Source organism: Streptomyces sp. NPDC087845, assembly GCF_044742755.1.
In the GTDB taxonomy this organism is placed as follows: Bacteria; Actinomycetota; Actinomycetes; order Streptomycetales; family Streptomycetaceae; genus Streptomyces.
The window spans coordinates 21,626-39,716 of the sequence record NZ_JBIUVC010000001.1; the positions used below are offsets into that span (position 1 = coordinate 21,626).

General features: G+C 70.6%; 18 protein-coding genes. 5 read left to right on the plus strand and 13 right to left on the minus strand.

Translation table 11 applies throughout. The features are described 5' to 3' along the window. Nucleotides 1-125 precede the first annotated feature (125 nt). Together ACIOMQ_RS00105 and ACIOMQ_RS00110 are read right to left on the minus strand one after the other, a co-directional pair. The gene (locus ACIOMQ_RS00105; RefSeq protein ID WP_362200630.1) at nt 126-587 is read right to left on the minus strand and encodes a molybdenum cofactor biosynthesis protein MoaE; all 462 of its coding nucleotides are present in this window, start codon (nt 585-587) and stop codon (nt 126-128) included. Nucleotides 588-901: 314 nt separating this feature from the next. Then, nucleotides 902-2,044: an SDR family oxidoreductase gene (locus ACIOMQ_RS00110; protein ID WP_362200627.1), complete on the minus strand. Its 1,143-nt coding sequence runs from the start codon at nt 2,042-2,044 to the stop codon at nt 902-904. Nucleotides 2,045-2,236: 192 nt separating this feature from the next. Here ACIOMQ_RS00110 and ACIOMQ_RS00115 point away from each other — a divergent pair, with 192 nt between their 5' ends. Both ACIOMQ_RS00115 and ACIOMQ_RS00120 read left to right on the plus strand, forming a co-directional pair. Next, nucleotides 2,237-3,694: a zinc-dependent metalloprotease gene (locus ACIOMQ_RS00115; RefSeq protein WP_362200624.1), complete on the plus strand. Its 1,458-nt coding sequence runs from the start codon at nt 2,237-2,239 to the stop codon at nt 3,692-3,694. Further along, nucleotides 3,691-4,239: an NUDIX hydrolase gene (locus ACIOMQ_RS00120; RefSeq protein ID WP_362200621.1), complete on the plus strand. Its 549-nt coding sequence runs from the start codon at nt 3,691-3,693 to the stop codon at nt 4,237-4,239. The genes ACIOMQ_RS00115 and ACIOMQ_RS00120 overlap by 4 nt, the downstream gene beginning before the upstream one ends. A gap of 83 nt (nt 4,240-4,322) precedes the next feature. Here ACIOMQ_RS00120 and ACIOMQ_RS00125 read toward each other — a convergent pair whose 3' ends face one another. The 4 genes from ACIOMQ_RS00125 to ACIOMQ_RS00140 all read right to left on the minus strand — a co-directional run bounded on the left by ACIOMQ_RS00125 (nt 4,323) and on the right by ACIOMQ_RS00140 (nt 8,149). Beyond that, nucleotides 4,323-5,078, minus strand: a complete 756-nt coding sequence (locus ACIOMQ_RS00125; RefSeq protein WP_362200618.1) for an AIM24 family protein — start codon at nt 5,076-5,078, stop codon at nt 4,323-4,325. A gap of 19 nt (nt 5,079-5,097) precedes the next feature. Then, nucleotides 5,098-5,778, minus strand: a complete 681-nt coding sequence (locus ACIOMQ_RS00130) for an AIM24 family protein (RefSeq protein ID WP_362200615.1) — start codon at nt 5,776-5,778, stop codon at nt 5,098-5,100. 11 nt (nt 5,779-5,789) lie between these two features. Then, nucleotides 5,790-7,418 (minus strand): TerD family protein, encoded by a 1,629-nt coding sequence (locus ACIOMQ_RS00135; RefSeq protein ID WP_402187305.1) that lies wholly within the window; start codon nt 7,416-7,418, stop codon nt 5,790-5,792. A gap of 107 nt (nt 7,419-7,525) precedes the next feature. Further along, nucleotides 7,526-8,149, minus strand: a complete 624-nt coding sequence (locus tag ACIOMQ_RS00140) for a M48 family metallopeptidase (RefSeq protein WP_362200609.1) — start codon at nt 8,147-8,149, stop codon at nt 7,526-7,528. A gap of 219 nt (nt 8,150-8,368) precedes the next feature. Between ACIOMQ_RS00140 and ACIOMQ_RS00145 the strand changes: the two genes are divergently transcribed. Further along, a complete protein-coding gene (locus ACIOMQ_RS00145) occupies nt 8,369-9,514 on the plus strand; it encodes a ThiF family adenylyltransferase (RefSeq protein ID WP_362200965.1) in 1,146 nt (381 codons plus the stop codon). 41 nt (nt 9,515-9,555) lie between these two features. Continuing rightward, nucleotides 9,556-10,947, plus strand: a complete 1,392-nt coding sequence (locus ACIOMQ_RS00150; protein WP_362200606.1) for an AarF/ABC1/UbiB kinase family protein — start codon at nt 9,556-9,558, stop codon at nt 10,945-10,947. A gap of 158 nt (nt 10,948-11,105) precedes the next feature. Here the strand turns inward: ACIOMQ_RS00150 and ACIOMQ_RS00155 are convergent, their stop codons facing one another. The 5 genes from ACIOMQ_RS00155 to ACIOMQ_RS00175 all read right to left on the minus strand — a co-directional run bounded on the left by ACIOMQ_RS00155 (nt 11,106) and on the right by ACIOMQ_RS00175 (nt 15,081). After that, complete coding sequence (locus tag ACIOMQ_RS00155) at nt 11,106-11,321, minus strand: hypothetical protein (protein WP_402187308.1); 216 nt, start codon at nt 11,319-11,321, stop codon at nt 11,106-11,108. Between the two features lie 165 nt (nt 11,322-11,486). Then, the gene (locus ACIOMQ_RS00160; RefSeq protein ID WP_401754092.1) at nt 11,487-11,810 is read right to left on the minus strand and encodes a hypothetical protein; all 324 of its coding nucleotides are present in this window, start codon (nt 11,808-11,810) and stop codon (nt 11,487-11,489) included. A gap of 32 nt (nt 11,811-11,842) precedes the next feature. Continuing rightward, entirely contained in the window at nt 11,843-12,211 is a 369-nt protein-coding gene (locus ACIOMQ_RS00165) for a WhiB family transcriptional regulator (RefSeq protein WP_362200603.1), read from the minus strand. 173 nt (nt 12,212-12,384) lie between these two features. Further along, nucleotides 12,385-12,720, minus strand: coding sequence for a hypothetical protein (locus ACIOMQ_RS00170; RefSeq protein ID WP_362200600.1), 336 nt, complete (start codon nt 12,718-12,720; stop codon nt 12,385-12,387). Between the two features lie 165 nt (nt 12,721-12,885). Next, entirely contained in the window at nt 12,886-15,081 is a 2,196-nt protein-coding gene (locus ACIOMQ_RS00175; protein ID WP_362200597.1) for an ATP-dependent DNA helicase UvrD2, read from the minus strand. A 248-nt stretch (nt 15,082-15,329) separates the two neighbouring features. On the opposite strand from ACIOMQ_RS00175, the gene ACIOMQ_RS00180 reads away from it, so the two are divergent. Continuing rightward, the gene (locus tag ACIOMQ_RS00180) at nt 15,330-15,584 is read left to right on the plus strand and encodes a mycoredoxin (protein ID WP_362200956.1); all 255 of its coding nucleotides are present in this window, start codon (nt 15,330-15,332) and stop codon (nt 15,582-15,584) included. A 112-nt stretch (nt 15,585-15,696) separates the two neighbouring features. Here ACIOMQ_RS00180 and nudC read toward each other — a convergent pair whose 3' ends face one another. Both nudC and ACIOMQ_RS00190 read right to left on the minus strand, forming a co-directional pair. Next, nucleotides 15,697-16,644 carry an NAD(+) diphosphatase gene (gene nudC / locus ACIOMQ_RS00185; RefSeq protein ID WP_362200594.1) on the minus strand — a complete coding sequence of 316 codons (948 nt, stop codon included), beginning with the start codon at nt 16,642-16,644 and terminating at the stop codon, nt 15,697-15,699. A gap of 44 nt (nt 16,645-16,688) precedes the next feature. Further along, nucleotides 16,689-18,083: a dipeptidase gene (locus ACIOMQ_RS00190; RefSeq protein ID WP_401753884.1), complete on the minus strand. Its 1,395-nt coding sequence runs from the start codon at nt 18,081-18,083 to the stop codon at nt 16,689-16,691. Nucleotides 18,084-18,091: the final 8 nt, after the last annotated feature.

An 18,091-nucleotide genomic window follows, 5' to 3' on the forward strand; every position in this document is an offset into this window, starting at 1 on the left:
GACCTCCCTACCCCATGAGCGACCGCAACTGACCGATCAGCAGATTAACCATCTGCAGGACCAACGCTCACGGCAGGGGTGCGGTTACGCAAATCGGGGCGGACCACCACCCGATCGGCTTGCGCTCAGCAGGCCCCGACCCACTCCTCGGTGCCGTCCGAAAAACGCTGGTGCTTCCAGATCGGAACCTCGTGCTTGAGATCGTCGATCAGCTTGCGGCAAGCCTCGAACGCCTCCGCCCGGTGCGGGCAGGCGACGGCGACGACGACCGCGAGGTCGCCCACATGGAGATCACCCACTCGGTGGACGGCGGCCAGCCCCCGGACCGGGAAATCCGCCACGACCTTCTCGGCCACCCGGCGCAACTCGTCCTGCGCCGAGGGGTGGCAGGAGTACCCGAGGGCACCGACGTCCTGACCGCCGTCGTGGTTGCGCACGGTGCCGACGAAGAGCGCCGTGCCGCCCGCTGCTTCGTCCCCGACGGCCCGGAAGACCTCGTCGACCGACAGCGGCGTCTCGCGGATCGCCAGCAGCCGGATGGGGTCGGTTGCCGCCCGCTCGCCGGGGTGGTCGTGAGTGGGAGCCATGGGGCCCATGGTGCCGTACGGCACCGACGTCGTGAAATAGCGTTTTCCACCTGCGGTCCGCCGCCGGCCTTGGAGCCTTCTACAGCCGTCCCACGGTCTGCCGACCGGGGCCGAGGGCTTTCCCGTCCGGACCGGGCGGGGCCAAGGGCCTTCCGTCCGGATCGGGCCTCATCGGTGAGCGGCTCCCGGTGCCGTGTGCCGCAAGGCGGAGGTGGGGCCGGCCGGGGTCTCTCCCGGCGAGCGCCGCAGGGAGCCCGGGGAAGGAGCCCTGGCGACCGGCGGCAGCGCGGCGAGACACGGTGCCGGGGCAGCCCTCAGATACGGCGACGGGCCTTGCGGGCGCGGCGGACCAGGGCGGCCGTGCCGAGCAGCGCCACGGTGGCACCTGCGGCACCTGCCGCGGTGGCGTCCTTGCGGCCGAGGCGGCGTCCGGCGACGGTGTGCCGCCCCTCCACCTCTTCGAGGAGCGCGGCGAGCACCTCCTCGTTGGTCCAGCCGGGGCGCCAGCCCGCGTCGTGCAGTCGGCTCACGCTGACCACCCACGGGTGCATCGTGTACGCCAGGTCGCCCGCCGGGGACGGGGTGAGGCCGATCCGGTGCAGCCGGGCGGCGGCACCGAGGGCCACGGCGGAGGGCAGCTCCATCCGGCGGACGCCGCTGAGCTCCTCGACCTCGGCCTGTTCCAGCCAGCCGTCGCAGCCGACCGCGAACTCGCCGTCGATCTTCTCCAGCGCCGCGTACTCCAGGGCCGTGACCAGGTCCTCGACGTGGCAGAACTGCCAGGTGGGGCGTGATCCGGCGACGACCAGGAGGCGCGGCGACTCGAAGTAGCGGGTCAGCGCGGTGTCCGTACCGCCGACCAGGACGGTCGGCCGGACCACGGTCACGTTGAGTCCCGGGTGGGCGCGCGGCGCGCGGCGGCCGAGCCGTTCGATCTCCAGGAGGTCGCCGACGCCGGTCGCCTCGGCCGTGGCGCGCAGCTCGGCGTCCTCGGCGAGCGGGATGTCGTTGTCGGGCAGCGCCCCGTAGACCATCGCCGAGGTGCACAGCACGACCCGGTGGACCCCCACGGCCGCGGCCGCGGTCAGCACGGTCTGGGTGCCGCGCACGTTGTAGGCGGTGCGGGCGGCGGGGTCGGTCTCCAGGTCGAGGTCGAGCGCCAGATGCACCACGACGTCCGCACCGCGCAGCTTCTCCGCGATGGCGGGGTCCCGGACGTCGAGGATGTGCCAGGTCGCCTCGGAGACCTCTCCGCGGCGTTCATCGATGGCGATGACCTGCTTGATCTCCTCGGAGCGGGCGAGGCGTGCGGTGAGCAGCTCACCGATGCCGCCCGCGGCTCCGGTGATCGCGACGACGGGGCCACGGCTTCTGGAGCGGCTTTTTGCGGACTTGTTCTCGGTCGAGGGGTCGGACAGGTTTCGCGCTGCGCGAACCTGAGGATCTGGGGAACTCACCGGGCGTCTCCAGCGGTTGTCTTCAGTACGTACGCGAATGACGCGTACGTACCAGGTGGCGTCCATCCTGCCGCAGGCCGGGAGCCGGCGGAGCACTGAGGCCCCGAGCGGACTTTTGGTGTCTACGCTGGATGGTGATGTCGGGCAGTCGCCGTCGGTTCGAGCCGGCGGCCCTACGAGCCGAGGAAACCCGTGAGTGACACCCCATTCGGATTCGGCCTTCCGCCGGAGGAGCCGGACAACGGCGACGAGGGCAAGAAGAAGGACCCCACCGGAGGTGGGCAGGGTTCGGGCGGGCCGGCGAACCCGTTCGGCTTCGGGCCCGGCGCGGGCGGGGACAACCCGTTCGCGGCGATGTTCGGCACGATGAACCCCAACGACCTGGGTGCGGCCTTCCAGCAGCTCGGCCAGATGCTGAGCTACGAGGGCGGTCCCGTCAACTGGGACATGGCCAAGCAGATCGCGCGCCAGACGGTCTCGCAGGGCACGCCGGACGGCACCAAGGACGCGAGCGTCGGCCCGTCCGAGCGGTCCGCGGTCGACGAGGCGCTGCGGCTGGCCGACCTCTGGCTGGACGGGGTGACCTCACTGCCCTCCGGTTCGGTCTCGACCGTCGCGTGGAGCCGTGCCGAGTGGGTCGAGGCGTCCCTGCCCGCCTGGCAGAAGCTGGTCGACCCGGTGGCCGAGCGGGTCGGTCTGGCCATGGGCGATGTGCTGCCCGAGGAGATGCAGGCGATGGCGGGGCCGCTGATCGGCATGATGCGGTCGATGGGCGGCGCGATGTTCGGCCAGCAGATCGGGCAGGCCGTCGGTGTGCTGGCCGGCGAGGTGGTCGGCTCGACCGACATCGGACTGCCGCTGGGCCCGGCGGGCAAGGCCGCGCTCCTTCCGCTGAACGTCGAGAGGTTCGGCAAGGACCTCAGCGTGCCGCAGGAGGAGGTGCGGCTGTATCTCGCCCTGCGCGAGGCCGCCCATCAGCGGCTCTTCGCCCACGTTCCGTGGCTGCGCTCGCATCTGTTCGGCGCCGTCGAGGGGTATGCGCGCGGCATCAAGGTCGACACCAGCAAGCTGGAGGACGTGGTCGGTCAGTTCGACCCGTCGCAGCCCGAGCAGTTGCAGGACGCCCTTCAGCAGGGCATGTTCCAGCCGGAGGACACCCCGGAGCAGAAGGCCGCCCTGGCCCGGCTGGAGACGGCGCTCGCACTGGTCGAGGGCTGGGTGGACGCGGTGGTGCACGAGGCCGCGAAGTCCCGTCTGACCTCGGCCGACGCGCTGCGCGAGACCATGCGCAGGCGCCGTGCCTCCGGCGGTCCGGCCGAGCAGACGTTCGCCACGCTCATCGGTCTCCAGCTGCGTCCGCGGCGGCTGCGTGACGCCTCGCGCCTGTGGGCTTCGCTCACGGACGCCCGTGGTCTCGACGGCCGCGACGCCCTGTGGGAGCACCCCGACATGCTTCCGACCGCCCAGGACCTGGACGATCCGGACGGTTTTGTGCACCACGAGCAGCTGGACTTCTCCGAGCTGGACAAGATGCTCGGCGAGGCCGCGAAGGGTCCGCAGAAGCCCGAGGCCGCAGCGGGCGAAGCGGGCTCCGGAGAAACCGGGGAAACCGACCGGGAGAACGACGGCAAGGGCGACACCGACCGGTGAGCCTGTACGACGACGCCGTTCTCGTACTGAAGGGGTACGAGAACCCGGTGGACCCGGCCCAGGAGGAACTGCGCCAGGTCTATCTGGATCATCTGGCTCGGCATCCCGACGGCATGTGGAAGGCCTGCGGGGCCGGACACCTTACGGCCAGCGCACTGGTCGTCGATCCGGAGCGCGGGCGGGTCCTGCTCACCCTGCACCGCAAGCTGCGGATGTGGCTGCAGATGGGCGGCCACTGCGAGCCGCAGGACACCACGCTGGCTGCCGCGGCCCTGCGTGAGGCCACCGAGGAGTCCGGCATCGGCGGCCTGACCCTGCTTGCGGGCGGACCGGTGACGCTGGACCGCCACCGGATCCCCGCGCCCTGCCACTGGCATCTGGACGTGCAGTACGCGGCGCTCGCCCCGTCGGGCGCGACGGAGCAGATCAGCGACGAATCGCTGGACCTGCGCTGGTTCGCGTACGACGAGGTCGCGGCCGTGGCCGACACCTCGGTCGTACAGCTGATGACGCGCGCCCGCGCCGCGCTGGAGCAGCTCCGGTAGGACGGAGGCATGCGGCACGGGTGAGGGGCGGTCGCCGGGGAGACCGCCCCTCACCCGTATGGCCCGTGCCGGTGCTCGGCGGCTCAGTTCCAGGCGTTGTTCTGGTTCTGGCCGTGGGCGCCCTGCTGGCCCATGCCGTACTGGGCCCTGATGCCCTGGCCGATCTCGTGGTTCTGCGGGGGCAGCACCTCGCTCGGCTGGACCAGGGCGAAGCCCTGGCCGAGGAAGCTGAGCTCCCAGCCCTCGCCGGTGTTGCCACGCCGCCGCCAGACACCCGAGGAGTGCGTCTGGGCCTGCATCTGCACGCGCAGCGAGCTGGACCAGGCGACGATCGCGTCGGCGTCGGCGTTGACGTACTTGTCCGGCGTGACCTGCATCATCAGCGGCCGGCCCGAGGTCATCAGGGCGACCTTGCCCGTGCCGGAGATGTTGAGCTGGTACTTGCCGGTGCCCGAGATGCCGTACTGGCTGTCCACCGCGATGACCTCGGTGTGCAGCGAGGAGTCGAGGGCCAGGACGTAGGCACTGTCCACCGTGATGCCGTCGTGGTCGACGTCCACGACATGGATGTACTGCGCGAGGTTGGCGAGGTAGACGGTGCCCTGCCCGGAGCAGCGCATCAGTTCCAGGCCCTCGCCGGTGCTCGCGCGGGCGCGGCGCTGCCCGTGCGACTGGTACTCGCCGTCGAACTCCATCAGCCCCTGGTAGGCGACCATGGCACCCTTGCGGGCGAGGACGTCGTCCCGGCCGGTCAGCGAGACCCGCAGGAGCTGCGGGTTCTGGACGGTGTACCGGTCCTGGGACTGCTGTTCCGTGTAGCTGAAAAGCGGACTCTGCATGGTGTGTTTCTCCTCACCCTCAGTTCCGGACCCGCAGGCGGTCGGTACTGTCCTCACTCGGCTGTACGACGACGATGCCCTGGCCGGAGAAGGCCATCTGGTACGCCTCGCCGCTGCCCCGCCCGATGAGGGAGGAGGCCTTGAAGCTGCGCTTGCCCTTCACCTTGAGGTTCGGGGACCACGCCACGAGGGCGTCCGGGTCGACGTAGGTCTCGTCCTCGCCGCGTCCGCAGTCGACGACGATCGGTGTGCCCCGCGAGGTGATGGCGACCCAGCCGGTGCCCGAGATGCAGACGTTCCACAGTCCTTGGCCGGCGAACTTGGCGAGGCCCTTGACCCGCTCCACGCCCCAGGTGAGATGGCTGTCGAAGGCGAGGACGTTGGTGCCGTTGACCGAGAGGGAGTCGTTGTTGAGGTTGATGACGACCACATCGGCGCCGTAGTCCGCGAGGTAGAGCAGTCCGTCGCCGGAGCACTTCATGATCGGTGCGCCCTCGCCGGTGATCCACTGGGAGGCGATCTGACGGACGGCCGGCGGGTTGGGTTCGTACTGGATGAAGCCTTCGTACGCCACCATCGAGCCGGTACGTGCGTAGAGGTCCTGGCCGGTGGCCATGGCGACCTTGAGCATCGTGTGGCCGTGGTTCTCCATACGGGCCGTGACGGGGGTCGGGGCGTAGCCCGCGAGTTGCTGGTTCATGACGGGCTCCCTCAGACCTCGTAGGGCTGGACAACGATGAAGTTGCCGGGGGCGCCCCGGAACTGAAGGTTCACGGTCTCCCCGCTGTGCCCCGGGTACGCGTTGCGGCGCAGCCGGACCTGGCTGGAGATGATCACCTGGGACGCGGACGACCAGGCGACGACGGCGTTGCAGTCGGCGAAGGTGGTCGGGGTGACGGGCAGGACGACGGGGACGCCGTGGGTCTTCACGACGACCGTGCCGGTGCCCTGGAACTGCATGGTGAACAGGGCCCCACCGGGAATGCCGTGGCCCTCGATCCTGCGGACCTCGTGCTGCAGCGACTCGTCGAACGCGAGGACGTTCTCCGCCGAGACGCAGATGCCGTCGCCCTGGAGCTCGATGGCGTGCAGATGGGAGCCGTCCTCGGCGAGGAAGACCTGTCCGCGGCCGGTGCAGCGCATCAGCTGCATTTCCTGGCCGGTCGCGTTGCCGACGATCCGGCCCGCGAAACCGGCGCCCTTGTAGCTGAAGTCGACCTTGCCCTGGTACATCACCATGCTGCCCTGCCGGGCGAGCACGGGCATGCCGCCCATGGTGAGGTCGACCCGCATGAGCTGCTGGTTCTGCGGGGTCCAACGCTGGCCGGTGGCCGTCTCCTTGTACGGCTGGAGCGCGGCCTGAAGCCCGGCACCGGCCTGTGGCATGCCTTGCGGGACACCCTGGGGCATTCCGGGCGGCTGCATTCCTGGTGGCTGCTGTCCGTACGGGGCGGGGGCCTGCTGGCCGTACGGAGCGGCGGGCGGGGGCTGCTGCCCGGGGATCTGCCCGAACTGCGGCTGCTGGGGCGGCAGACCTGGCTGTCCGTACGGCGCCGGAGCGGGGGCGGGCGGCGGCACCATGCCGCCGTGCGGTGCCATCGGGGCCGCCATCGTCGGCGCGGAATGCATCTGCTGCTGCGGCGTGGGGGCCGGTGCGTCCGGGGCGCCGAAGGACGGGGCGGGCGGCGGCGCTTGGGGGGCCTGCGGTGCGGCCGGAGCGCCGAAGGACGGGGCGGGTGCCGGGGCGGCCGGCTGGGCGGGCGGGGCGAACGACGGGGCGGCCGCCTGCGGCTGAGGTGCGGCGGGCGCCTCCTCGGCGACCTCGCCGCCGAAGTTCTTCAGCAGCGCTTCGAGGCCGCCGTCGAAGCCCTGGCCGACGGCGGCGAACCGCCAGACGTCCTTCAGGTAGAAGTCACCCAGCATCACCGCACGCTCGGTGGTGAACTCCGAACCGTTGAAGGCGTACCTGACGACTTCCTCGCCACCCGCGACGATCCGGATGTAACCGGGGCCGACCTGGGACATCTGCCCGGCGCCGTCGACCGTCGCAGTGAACGACAGCTTGTGGATGCTCGCCGGAATGCGGTCCAGGGTGACGCGGAACGACTCGGTGTCACCGGCCTGGGCACCGAGAAGCTGAATGGACTCCTCGGGCGATTTAGGCTGATTGAAGAAGATGAAATACCGGTCGTCGGAGAGCTGCTCATTGGCATCGAGGCCGAAGCAGCTGATGTCAAAGGTCAGTCCCGGGCCGGCGATCTGCACACCTACGTACAGGTCCGTCCCCGGTGTGAGATCGCTGATCTTGGCCTTGTGGCCGCGTTGGAATTCCCTGGCCATGCGTAACGACCGTCCCCCATCCCGAATGTGAATGCGTCGCGTCAGGCTAACCGCAAACTCCGACGTTGAGCTAAGTCGGTACACACCCGGTACAGAATCGCCGAACGTCACTCACCGCGTGCGGCGGGCAGATGCGGCAGCCGGTCGGCCGCCACCACACCCTCCAGGTAGCCACGGGCCCGCTCCGTGCGGGGATACGCCTCCAGCAGCCGCCAGAAGCGCGGACCGTGGCCGGGGACGAGCAGATGGGCCAGCTCATGGACCAGTACGTAGTCGACGACGTACTCGGGCATGCCCTGGAGCCGGTGCGACAGCCGGATGCTGCCCTCCGCCGGGGTGCAGGACCCCCATCGGGTGTTCTGATTGGTCACCCACCGCACGGACGCGGGCCTGGCCCGGCCCTCGAAATACTGGGCGGACAACCGCTCCGCCCGCTCGGCCAGTTCGCTGTCGCCGAGGATCCGCTTGCTCTCCTGGGCCGCGAGCTTGTCGAGCATCACGCTCACCCAGCGCCGCTCCTCGGCCTGCGACATCCGGGCGGGGATGAGCACGATGGTGCGGTCCCCCTCCCGGTACGCGGAGACCGTTCTGCTGCGGCGGGTGCTCCTGCGGACCTCGACCGCGCTCGTCGCCGAGGCGCGGGGCGGGCGGTCCACCGCGCTGCGCTGATGGGTTCCGGCACTGCGCGCGGGGGTCTCCCCGGCGAATCCGGGTGACGGGTCGGCGGGCACGCCATGACGTTACCCGGTGTCAGTGGAGGAAGTCCCGCCTCCGGGACGGTTCGCGTGCGATCCGCTCCACGGCATGCACCATTTGAACGACTAATACCCCGCACCTGTGGACAACTTTCCGCACACTTCGCCGCCGGCCTGCATTCTGACAACGGATCTCGCGGAGATCCGGGCCATGGCCCACACACAGAGATCATGGAACACAGACCGGGGGAAGCCGTGTATCCGATGCTGAAGCCCGCACTGCGCCGCGCATGGCGCGGCCGGGGCACCGTGCAATTCGGGGTGACCCGCGCTCATGCGGTGAAGCTCGGTCCGATGGATATCGCCACGGGCTGTTTTCTGGAACTGCTCGACGGCACGCGCGGCCTGCCGCTGTTGCGCGAAGAAGCCCGAGCCATGGACCTGTCGGACCATCAAGTGGAAACCTTGGTGCGCCGCTTGAGAGACGCGGGCCTGATCGACGATGTGCGGGCCGCCGGCCCGGAGACCGATGCGTTGAGGAACCGGCCCGAGGCCCTGGAGCGGTACCGCCCTGACCTGGCGTCACTCTCCGTCGTCCATCCCGAGCCGGGCGGCGGGATGCGGCGGCTGGCGGCCCGCCGGGCGATGCGGGTCCAGGTGCGGGGCGCCGGGCGGGTCGGTGCCGCGATCGCGGCGGTGCTGTCCGGGTCCGGAGTGGGCCGGGTGGAGGTGCTGGACGGCGGGTGCACCGAGCCGTCGGACGTCTCGCCCTGCGGACTTCCACCGGCGGCCGTCGGGGAGCGCAGGGCCACCGCGGCCCGGCAGTTGGTGCGCAGATCCGCCGTCGGCCCGGCTCCCCGGACGGCGGAGGCGGCGGAGGCCTCGGCGGGCGGCGAGCCGGGGCTGTCACTGATCGTGATCGCCCCTCGTGACGGTCTCTCGGCGTACGCCCCCGACCCGAGGCCTGCGGAACCGTGGATCGCTTCGGGGACTCCCCACCTCTATGCCGGAGTGATGGAGGCGACGGGAGTGGTCGGGCCCCTGGTCCTGCCCGGGGGCACGGCGTGCGCGGGATGCCTGGCGCTGGAGCGTGCGGAACGGGACGAGCAGTGGCCGAGGATGCTCTCGCAGTGGCAGTCCGGTCGGCGCAACGCCGTCCAGGCCTGTGACCTGGGGCTGGCGACGGCGGTGGCCGGCCTGGCGGCCGCTCACGCGCTGTCCTTTCTGGACGGGGAGCTGCCCGCCAGTACAGGGACCCGCTGGGAGGCCGCGCTGCCGCTGTTGGACTGGCGCTCCGAGCGGATCGGGGCACATCTCGGCTGTTGCTGCGGAGCGGCTGGGCACACTGAGGGGGAGCGTGCCTCCGGGGCCGACGCGGTACACGACACAATGGCCGGGTAACCGCCGCACGCGGTACGGCAGTCTGGGATTTGGAGGGGCTCATGTCTGATCTACCCCGGAAAGCGGTCACCCGCACCGCCAAGTTGGCCGCCCTGCCACTGGGCTTCGCCGGCCGCGCCACGTGGGGTCTGGGCAAGCGGATCGGCGGGAAGTCGGCGGAGTTGGTGGCCCGGGAGGTTCAGCAGCGCACCGCGGATCAGCTCTTCAAGGTCCTGGGTGAGCTGAAGGGCGGGGCGATGAAGCTGGGTCAGGCCCTGTCCGTCTTCGAGTCGGCGCTGCCCGAGGAGGTCGCGGGGCCGTACCGGGCGGCGCTCACCAAACTGCAGGAAGCCGCGCCGCCCCTGCCCAGCGGCACGGTGCACGCGGTGCTGGAGGAGCGGCTCGGCGAGGACTGGCGGGAGCTGTTCCTCGACTTCGAGGACAAGCCGTCGGCCGCCGCCTCGATCGGTCAGGTGCACCGCGCGGTGTGGCACGACGGGCGCGACGTCGCGGTGAAGGTGCAGTATCCGGGCGCCGGCGAGGCGCTGCTCTCCGATCTGACCCAGCTCAGCAGGTTCGCCCGGCTGCTCGGCCCGTTGATCCCCGGAATGGACGTCAAGCCGCTCATCACGGAGCTGCGTGACCGGGTCTCGGAGGAACTGGACTACGACCAGGAGGCACGGTCGCAGCGGGACCATGCCGAGGAGTTCGCGGCCGATCCGGACGTCGTCATCCCCGGTGTGGTGCACCAGTCCGACCAGGTGCTGGTGACGGAGTGGATGGACGGCGTTCCACTTGCCGACGTGATCGCCGGGGGCACACCGGAACAGCGCGACCGGGCCGGTCAGTTGCTGGCGCGCTTCCTCTTCTCGGGGCCGGCGCGCACCGGGCTGCTGCACGCGGACCCGCATCCGGGCAACTTCCGGCTGCTGCCCCCGGACGACGAGACGGACGAGGCCGGACAGTGGCGGCTCGGGGTGCTGGACTTCGGCACGGTAGACCGGCTGCCGGGTGGTCTGCCGCAGACCATCGGGGACTCCTTGCGGCTGGCACTGGCCGGTGACGCGGAGGCGGTGTACGAGCTGTTGCGCGAGGAGGGGTTCGTCAAGGACTCGATCGATCTCGATCCGGACGCAGTGCTCGACTACCTCCTCCCGATCATCGAACCGGCGCGGGTAGAGGAGTTCACCTTCACCCGGAGCTGGATGCGCAATCAGGCGGCTCGGATCGCTGATCCCCGCTCGCCCGCTCATCAGCTGGGCAAGCAGCTGAATCTGCCGCCCTCCTATCTGCTGATACACCGGGTGACGCTGAGCACGATCGGGGTGCTGTGCCAGTTGAGTGCGACGGTACGGCTGCGCGACGAACTCGAATCCTGGGTCCCGGGGTTCCTGTCGGAGGATGAGCAGGAGGTCGTGGTACAGGAGTTGGCGGGCGACGCGCCCGGCGCATAGGGCAGTCGGCCTTCGGACCCGTCACCGAGCCCGGACCGTCACACCCCGGCTCCACAACCTCGGGTTTCGTGCCCCGACCGCCACCACCAGGCGCACGCCCCATGTGTCACCACCAGGCGCACGCCCCATGTGTCACCGCCAGACGTCACGCCCCGGCCTCACCACCAGGCGGAGTCGAGGCGGCTCTCGATCGCCCTGATATGGGTGCGGGCGCACTTTTCGCAGAAGTACTGGTGGCTGCCGTTCTCGACGGAGCAGATCCAGGTCGGCGGTACGGTCTCGCTGCCGGCGGAGGTTCCGCACAGGGCACACGCGGCCACTGCGGTGTCCCTCTGCGCGGGTTGCCGCATCCGGTGATGAGTCTCCTCGTCCACGTGGTGACGATAACTCCGCCGCCGCCGTGCCGCGCGGCACCACACAGCACGACCGCGGGGCCGGTCCGTTCGGACCGGCCCCGCGGAAGGGGTACTGACATGGGTACTGATTGCTGCCGGGCAGAGCGGCTGCCCGGCAGCGGGCGCTGCTGGTGTCCTGCCCGGCTAGTGCATGACCGCCATGGCCAGCGCACGGCGGGCGCGCATCGAGGCGCGCTCGGCCCTGCGCTGCATCCGGCGCGCGGTGACCAGGCGCACGGCCCGGCGTTGCGTGTCGGCTTCCCTCAGGCGGTCGTGCATATGCGCACGAGCCAGGGCTTCTGGAATGAGTTGCATCTCGCGGGTCCTGTTCTGACGCGAGTCGTTCGCGCCGGTGATCGTGACGTTCGGTGTTGCGGAGCCGACGGGCTCATTCGTGGGGACGGACATTGGTGCCTGATTTCGGGGATCGTGGGTGTGGGGACGGTCGATGGTTCCGATGCGCTTCATGGGTTTGGGGGCCGCGACCCCCAGTCCGGCGATCACGCCGCGACCGGGTTCTTGCGCGGACGACCACGCGGCCGCTTGCGAGCGACGACGACGCCCTGGATGAAGAGCTCACCGCCCCAGACGCCCCACGGCTCGCGACGCTCCTTGGCGCCGGCGAGGCAGGCCTCGACGAGCGGGCAGGTGCGGCAGAGGGACTTGGCGTACTCGACATCGGCCGGCGACTCGGCGAAGAAGACCTCCGGGTCGTAGGAGCGGCAGGGGACGGGCACGCCGAGGTTCTCGATGGCGTCGTCGAGCGCGGTGAGCGCGGTGAGGGGGGTCAAGGTGGAGTCCTCCGTGAGGCCGGGCGGCGGGATCGTGTCGGAAGGCGGTACGGACGGGGCGTGCGCTTCGAGTTGCACGGTGGGTGGTGTCCTCGTCTGGTCGTTCCGGCCTGTTGGCCGGGTGGCGGCTGGTACCGGGTGCTGCTTGTCCCGAGGCTCCTTCGCGCTGTCTCGTCCGTTTGGACAAAACAAAAGGGCCGCGGATCCCGAGTGGGGTTCCGCGGCCCTGAAGGCGCCGGCCTGATGGCGAATCAGGCTGGATCACTCCAGGGTTCAGGCCCACGGAAGGCCCACATCGTGTGGTGGTGCGTCATCTGCTTCTTGGCGCCGGATTCCGCTCCCGCACCGACGGCCGCAAAGGCATAGGCCTGGGCCTGTCCCTTCGCTACTGCTGCTGCCGGTGCCTGGGTCGGTCGCTCATTGCGCTCCCGCACGGGGAGGCTCGCCGGGGACAGCAGGCTGGCGGCAGAGATGCCGGACAGACCGGTGCCACGGAGCGAGGACTCGGAAGAGCAGGCGAGGCCGAGCGAGCAGGCGGAGACGACCGAGAGATCGGTCATTTTGTTGGTCTCGATGATGCTGATCACTTCAATCGCCTCCTCTCGGCGTCTCGGGGGGACCGGCGGGCCGGTCCTGCGTATTCGGATAAGTACAGCACAGGACCAGGGCTTCAGAGAAGTCGCTGTTCCCGTGGTTAAGAACCTATGGTGATGACTGGGGCGGGCGCAAACTATTTTTTCGACGAGTTTTTCTCACACCTCGTCAACGACGCCCCCGTGCCCTTCCTCTACCGTCTCACCTGCGCAAATGGCGAGTACCGCGGTCCCGAACCGGTCCAGCTTCCGCGCGCCGACTCCGGAGATCACGGCCAGTTCTCCCGCGCTGCCCGGCACCGCCTCCGCGATCGCCATCAGCGTCTTGTCCGTGAAGACGCAGTACGCGGGCTGGCCGATCTCCTTCGCCCGGACCGCCCGCCAGTCGCGCAGCCGCTCGTACAGCGCCTCGTCCATGTCGGAGGGGCAGCCGTCGCAGCGCATCAGCTTCATCTCGCCCGCGTCGGTGAGGGTCTTGCCGCAGACGCGGCACCGGGCAGGGCCGCGGCGGCCGCGTCTGGCGACCGGTCCGGCGCCCCGCTCGATCCCGCCGCCACCCGCCGCGCCACGCGTGCCGGGAGCCGCCGCCGAGCCGGGGCGCACCCCGTTCAGGAACCGGCTCGGGCGGCGTCCGGCGCGGCCGCCGGGTGAGCGGGACAGCGACCACGACAGCGAGAGGTGCAGGCGCGCCCGGGTGACGCCGACGTACAGCAGCCGGCGCTCCTCCTCGATCTGCTCGTCGGTCTTGGCGTAGGTGATCGGCATCATGCCCTCGGTCAGCCCGACCAGGAACACGGCGTCCCACTCCAGGCCCTTCGCCGAGTGCAGCGAGGCGAGAGTGACCCCCTGGACGGTGGGGGCGTGCTGGGCGGCGGCCCGCTCGTCGAGCTCCGCCACCAGGTCGGAGAGCGTCGCTCCCGGCTTGGCCTGTTCGAAGTCCTCGGCGAGCCGGACCAGGGCGGCCAGGGACTCCCAGCGGTCGCGCACCGCTCCGGAGCCCGCGGGTGGTTCCGTGGTCCACCCCTTGGTGGAGAGCACCGCACGCACCTCCGCCGGCAGCCCCTCCGCGTCGTCGAGCAGGGAGTCGTTGCCCCCCGCGCGGGCGGCGCCGCGCAGGGCGACGCCCGCCTCCCGTACCTCCGCCCGTTCGAAGAAGCGCTCGGCGCCCCGCAGCTGGTAGGGCACGCCCGCGTCGGCCAGGGCCTGTTCGTAGACCTCGGACTGCGAGTTGACCCGGTAGAGCACGGCGATCTCGCCGGCCGGGACGCCCGCGGCGATCAGGTCGCGGATGCGGCGGGCGGTGCCCTCGGCCTCCGCGGGCTCGTCCGCGTACTCCGTGTAAGCGGGCTCGGGGCCGGGCTCGCGCTGCGAGACCAGTTCGAGCCGGTGCTCGGCGGCGCGGCCGCGGGCCTGGCCGAGCAGCCCGTTGGCCAGATGGACGACCTGGGGGGTGGAGCGGTAGTCCCGGACCAGCTTGACCACCGTCGCCCGGGGGTGGCGGGTACGGAAATTCAGGAGGTGGTCGGGGGTGGCTCCGGTGAAGGAGTAGATCGTCTGACTGGCGTCACCGACGACGCACAGGGTGTCCCGGTCACCGAGCCAGAGATCCAGCAGCCGCTGCTGGAGCGGGCTGACGTCCTGGTACTCGTCGACGACGAAGTGCTGGTACTGGCGGCGGACGTGGTCGGCGATGTCGTGGCGGTCCTGGAGGATGGCGACGGTGAGAAGCAGCACATCCTCGAAGTCGATCACCGAGCGGTCGCGCTTCAGCTGCTCGTACATCGCGTAGATCTGGGAGATCTCGGCCGGGTCGCGCGGGGCGTCGCGCTGTGTCTTGGCGACCACGGCCGGGTAGTCGGCGGGCACGGTCTGGGTGACCTTGGACCACTCGATCTCGCTGGTGACATCGCGCAGCTCGTTGCGGTCGAGGCGGATGCGGCAGCGGGCCGCGGCCTCGGCGACCAGCTGGACCTTGCGCTCCAGCAGCCGCGGCAGGTCACCGCCGACCGCTTTCGGCCAGAAGTACTGGAGCTGACGCAGGGCGGCGGAGTGGAACGTCCGCGCCTGCACCCCGCCCGCGCCGAGCTGGCGCAGCCGCCCCCGCATCTCGCCCGCGGCCCGGTTGGTGAAGGTGACGGCGAGCACGCTCGTCGGCTGGAGTATTCCGGCACGCACTCCGTAGGCGATGCGGTGCGTGATCGCACGCGTCTTGCCCGTACCGGCTCCGGCCAGCACACACACCGGGCCGTGCAGGGCCGTGGCGACCTCGCGCTGCTCGGGGTCCAGGCCGTCGAGCACGGCGTCGGCCGACTCGGGGACCTGTGGGAAGAGGGAGGAATGCGTTGCTGCTGTCACCCCGCCATGCTGCCAGGTCGGATGAGGCCGGTGCGGAGGTTGTCCACAGGGGGGCCGTATCGGTCGTACTTATGCGGGGGTGGCGGCGGGAATGGTGGTTGCCTCACGTACGTTCCCTTTCCGTGCGGCGACGCACTTTCCAGCTTCTCCGCGTGCCGGATGAGACGGATGAGACAGACGCGTCCGAGCGGACAGATGAGTCCGGGGACGCGTCCAAGATGACTGACGAGACAGAGGAGCGCGAAGACATGCCGGGCACTGTGACGATGTACAGCACCACGTGGTGCGGCTACTGCCGTCGGCTCAAGAGCCAGATGGACCGCGAGGGCATCACGTACAACGAGATCAACATCGAGCAGGACCCGGATTCCGCGGCCTTCGTCGAGAAGGCCAACGGGGGCAATCAGACCGTTCCCACCGTCCTGGTGGTCGGCTCCACGGGCGTCGAGGCCGTCATGACGAACCCGTCCCTGGCCCAGGTGAAGCAGGCGCTCGCCGTCTGATCCCGCCGCTCCCGCAGCACAGCCGCGCCCCCTCCGGTAATCGAGCTCGACCGGAGGGGGCGTTGCCGTATGCGTCCGCGGGCGCGGTCGTCCGTTGGCGGTGAGTCGAACGTCAGCCGACGGTGCCCGGCTTCGGGAGCGGCTTGCCGTACCAGAGCTCGATCAGGCGGGCCGCGATCGAGATGCCGAACGGGGGCATGACCTCTCCCGACTCGAACGCCGCCGTCAGGTCCTCGCGGGAGAACCAGCGGGCCTCCTCGATCTCCTCGCCGTCCACGTCGATCTCGGACGAGGTCGCCCGTGCCATGAAGCCGAGCATCAGGCTGGACGGGAACGGCCAGGGCTGGCTGGCGATGTACTCGACCTCGCCGACGGTGATGCCCGCCTCCTCGAAGACCTCGCGGGCGACGGACTGCTCGATCGACTCCCCGGGCTCGACGAAGCCCGCGAGCGTCGAGAAGCGGCCCTCGGGCCAGTGCACCTGGCGGCCCAGCAGGGCGCGGTCCTGGTCGTCCGTCACCAGCATGATGACGGCGGGGTCCGTACGCGGGTAGTGCTCGGCGCCGCACGCCGGGCAGCGGCGGATGTGACCGGCCGCCGCGATGACCGTGCGTTCGCCGCAGCGTGAGCAGAAGCGGTGCAGGCGCTGCCAGTTCTCCAGCGCCACCGCGTGCACCATCAGGCCTGCGTCGCGGGGGCCGAGCAGCAGCCCGGCCTCGCGCAGGCCGGCCGGGCGGGCCGGCTGGTCCATGCGCCCGGGCAGGGAGTCCTTCTGGAGCGCGAAGTAGCTGACGCCGTCCTCGTCGGTGCCGAGGAAGTAGCGGTGGGTCTCGGTGACCGGGGCGTCGAAGGCCGGGGTCATGACGATCTCCGTGCCGCCGTCGGCCGTGTCGTCGATCAGCACCTGCCCGCCGGAGACGACGAACACACGGGTGGTCGGGTGGCTCCACGCGGCGGACAGCCAGGCCTCGTCGAGGCGGTGGTGCGCCGCGCGGTCGATGCCGCTGGGCGCCGTGAGACCGATGGGCCGGTCTGCGGTGGCGTTGTCGAAGGTGCTCACAGGTGCTTCCTACTCCCCCGGGATGGATCGGGTGTTCAGAGGATTCAGCGGAGTGCGGCGGCCAGTTCGCCCCAGAGGTGGGCCGCTGTCTCGACGCCCTTGAACAGGAGGTCGAGTTCGACCTTCTCGTCGGGGGCGTGCCAGCCGTCGGACGGTACGGAGATGCCCAGGAAGAGGACGGGTGCGCCGAGCACGTCCTGCAGGTCGGCGGCGGGCCCCGAGCCTCCTTCGCGGGTGAAGAGGATCTTCTGGCCGAAGGCCCGTCCCATGGCGCGGGCCACGGCCCGCAGGGCCGGGTGGTCCAGCGGTGTCAGGCAGGGGCGGGTGGCGGGGGCGAAGGCGATCCGGTGCCGGACACCGGCCGGGACCTGCGCCTCCACCCAGGCCCGGACGACCTGCTGGACGTGGTCGGGGTCCTGGCCCGCGACCAGCCGGAAGCTGATCTTCACCAGGGCGGAGGACGGGATGATCGTCTTGCTTCCGGCGCCCTGGTACCCGCCGCCGATGCCGTTGACCTCTGCCGTGGGACGGGCCCAGATGCGTTCCAGCGTCGAGTAGCCGGCCTCGCCCGACGCCGCTCGGGACTTGGCGGTACGCAACCAGGTCGCCTCGTCGAAGGGCAGTTCGGCGAAGAGCGCGCGCTCGGTGTCGGTGAGTTCTGCCACGCCGTCGTAGAAACCGGGGATCGCGACCCGGCCGTCCGCGTCGTGCAGCGCGGCGACGAGCCGGGCCACGGCCGTCGCGGGGTTGGGAACCGCGCCGCCGAACGAACCGGAGTGAATGTCCTGCTCCGGGCCGTGCAGCTCGATCTCGCACTCGGCGAGGCCGCGCATGCCCGTGCAGACGGTGGGGGTCGTCTCGTCCCACATGCCGGTGTCGGAGACGATCACCGCATCGGCGGTGAGCCGGGCGGCCCGCTCCTCGACCAGGGCGCGGAAATTCGGGGAGCCGGACTCCTCCTCACCCTCGATCAGCAGCTTGAGGTTGACGGCCGGGGCGGTGCGGCCGGTGGTGGCGAGGTGGGCCCGGACGCCGAGGGTGTGGAAGAACACCTGCCCCTTGTCGTCGGCGGCGCCCCGCCCGTACATGCGGCCGTCGCGGATCACCGGCTCGAAGGGGTCGGTGTCCCAGCCGTCCTCGCGGGCGGCGGGCTGCACGTCGTGGTGTCCGTAGACGAGGACGGTCGGGGCGTCCGGGTCGTCCGAGGCCCACTCGGCGAAGACCGCGGGAGCGCCGGGCGTCTCCCAGATCTCGGTGACCGGGAAGCCGGTCTCCTTGAGCTTGGCGGACAGCCACTCGGCGCTGCGTCGTACGTCCCCGGCGTGTTCCGGCTGGGCGGATACGGACGGGATGCGCAGCCACTCGGCGAGGTCGTCGAGGAAGGCTGTGCGGTGTTGTTCGGTGTACGTACGGACGGCGCTGTCCGGGGTGTCGCTCATGGCCTTGA

What these genes read in the sequence shown, in the direction of transcription:
- ACIOMQ_RS00130 (WP_362200615.1), bottom strand. Translation starts at nt 5,778, where the DNA reads ATGAACCAGCAACTCGCGGGCTACGCCCCGACCCCCGTCACGGCCCGT.
- ACIOMQ_RS00180 (WP_362200956.1), top strand. Translation starts at nt 15,330, where the DNA reads ATGCCGGGCACTGTGACGATGTACAGCACCACGTGGTGCGGCTACTGC.
- ACIOMQ_RS00190 (WP_401753884.1), bottom strand. Translation starts at nt 18,083, where the DNA reads ATGAGCGACACCCCGGACAGCGCCGTCCGTACGTACACCGAACAACAC.
- ACIOMQ_RS00125 (WP_362200618.1), bottom strand. Translation starts at nt 5,078, where the DNA reads ATGCAGAGTCCGCTTTTCAGCTACACGGAACAGCAGTCCCAGGACCGG.
- ACIOMQ_RS00105 (WP_362200630.1), bottom strand. Translation starts at nt 587, where the DNA reads ATGGCTCCCACTCACGACCACCCCGGCGAGCGGGCGGCAACCGACCCC.
- ACIOMQ_RS00135 (WP_402187305.1), bottom strand. Translation starts at nt 7,418, where the DNA reads ATGGCCAGGGAATTCCAACGCGGCCACAAGGCCAAGATCAGCGATCTC.
- ACIOMQ_RS00160 (WP_401754092.1), bottom strand. Translation starts at nt 11,810, where the DNA reads ATGAAGCGCATCGGAACCATCGACCGTCCCCACACCCACGATCCCCGA.
- ACIOMQ_RS00150 (WP_362200606.1), top strand. Translation starts at nt 9,556, where the DNA reads ATGTCTGATCTACCCCGGAAAGCGGTCACCCGCACCGCCAAGTTGGCC.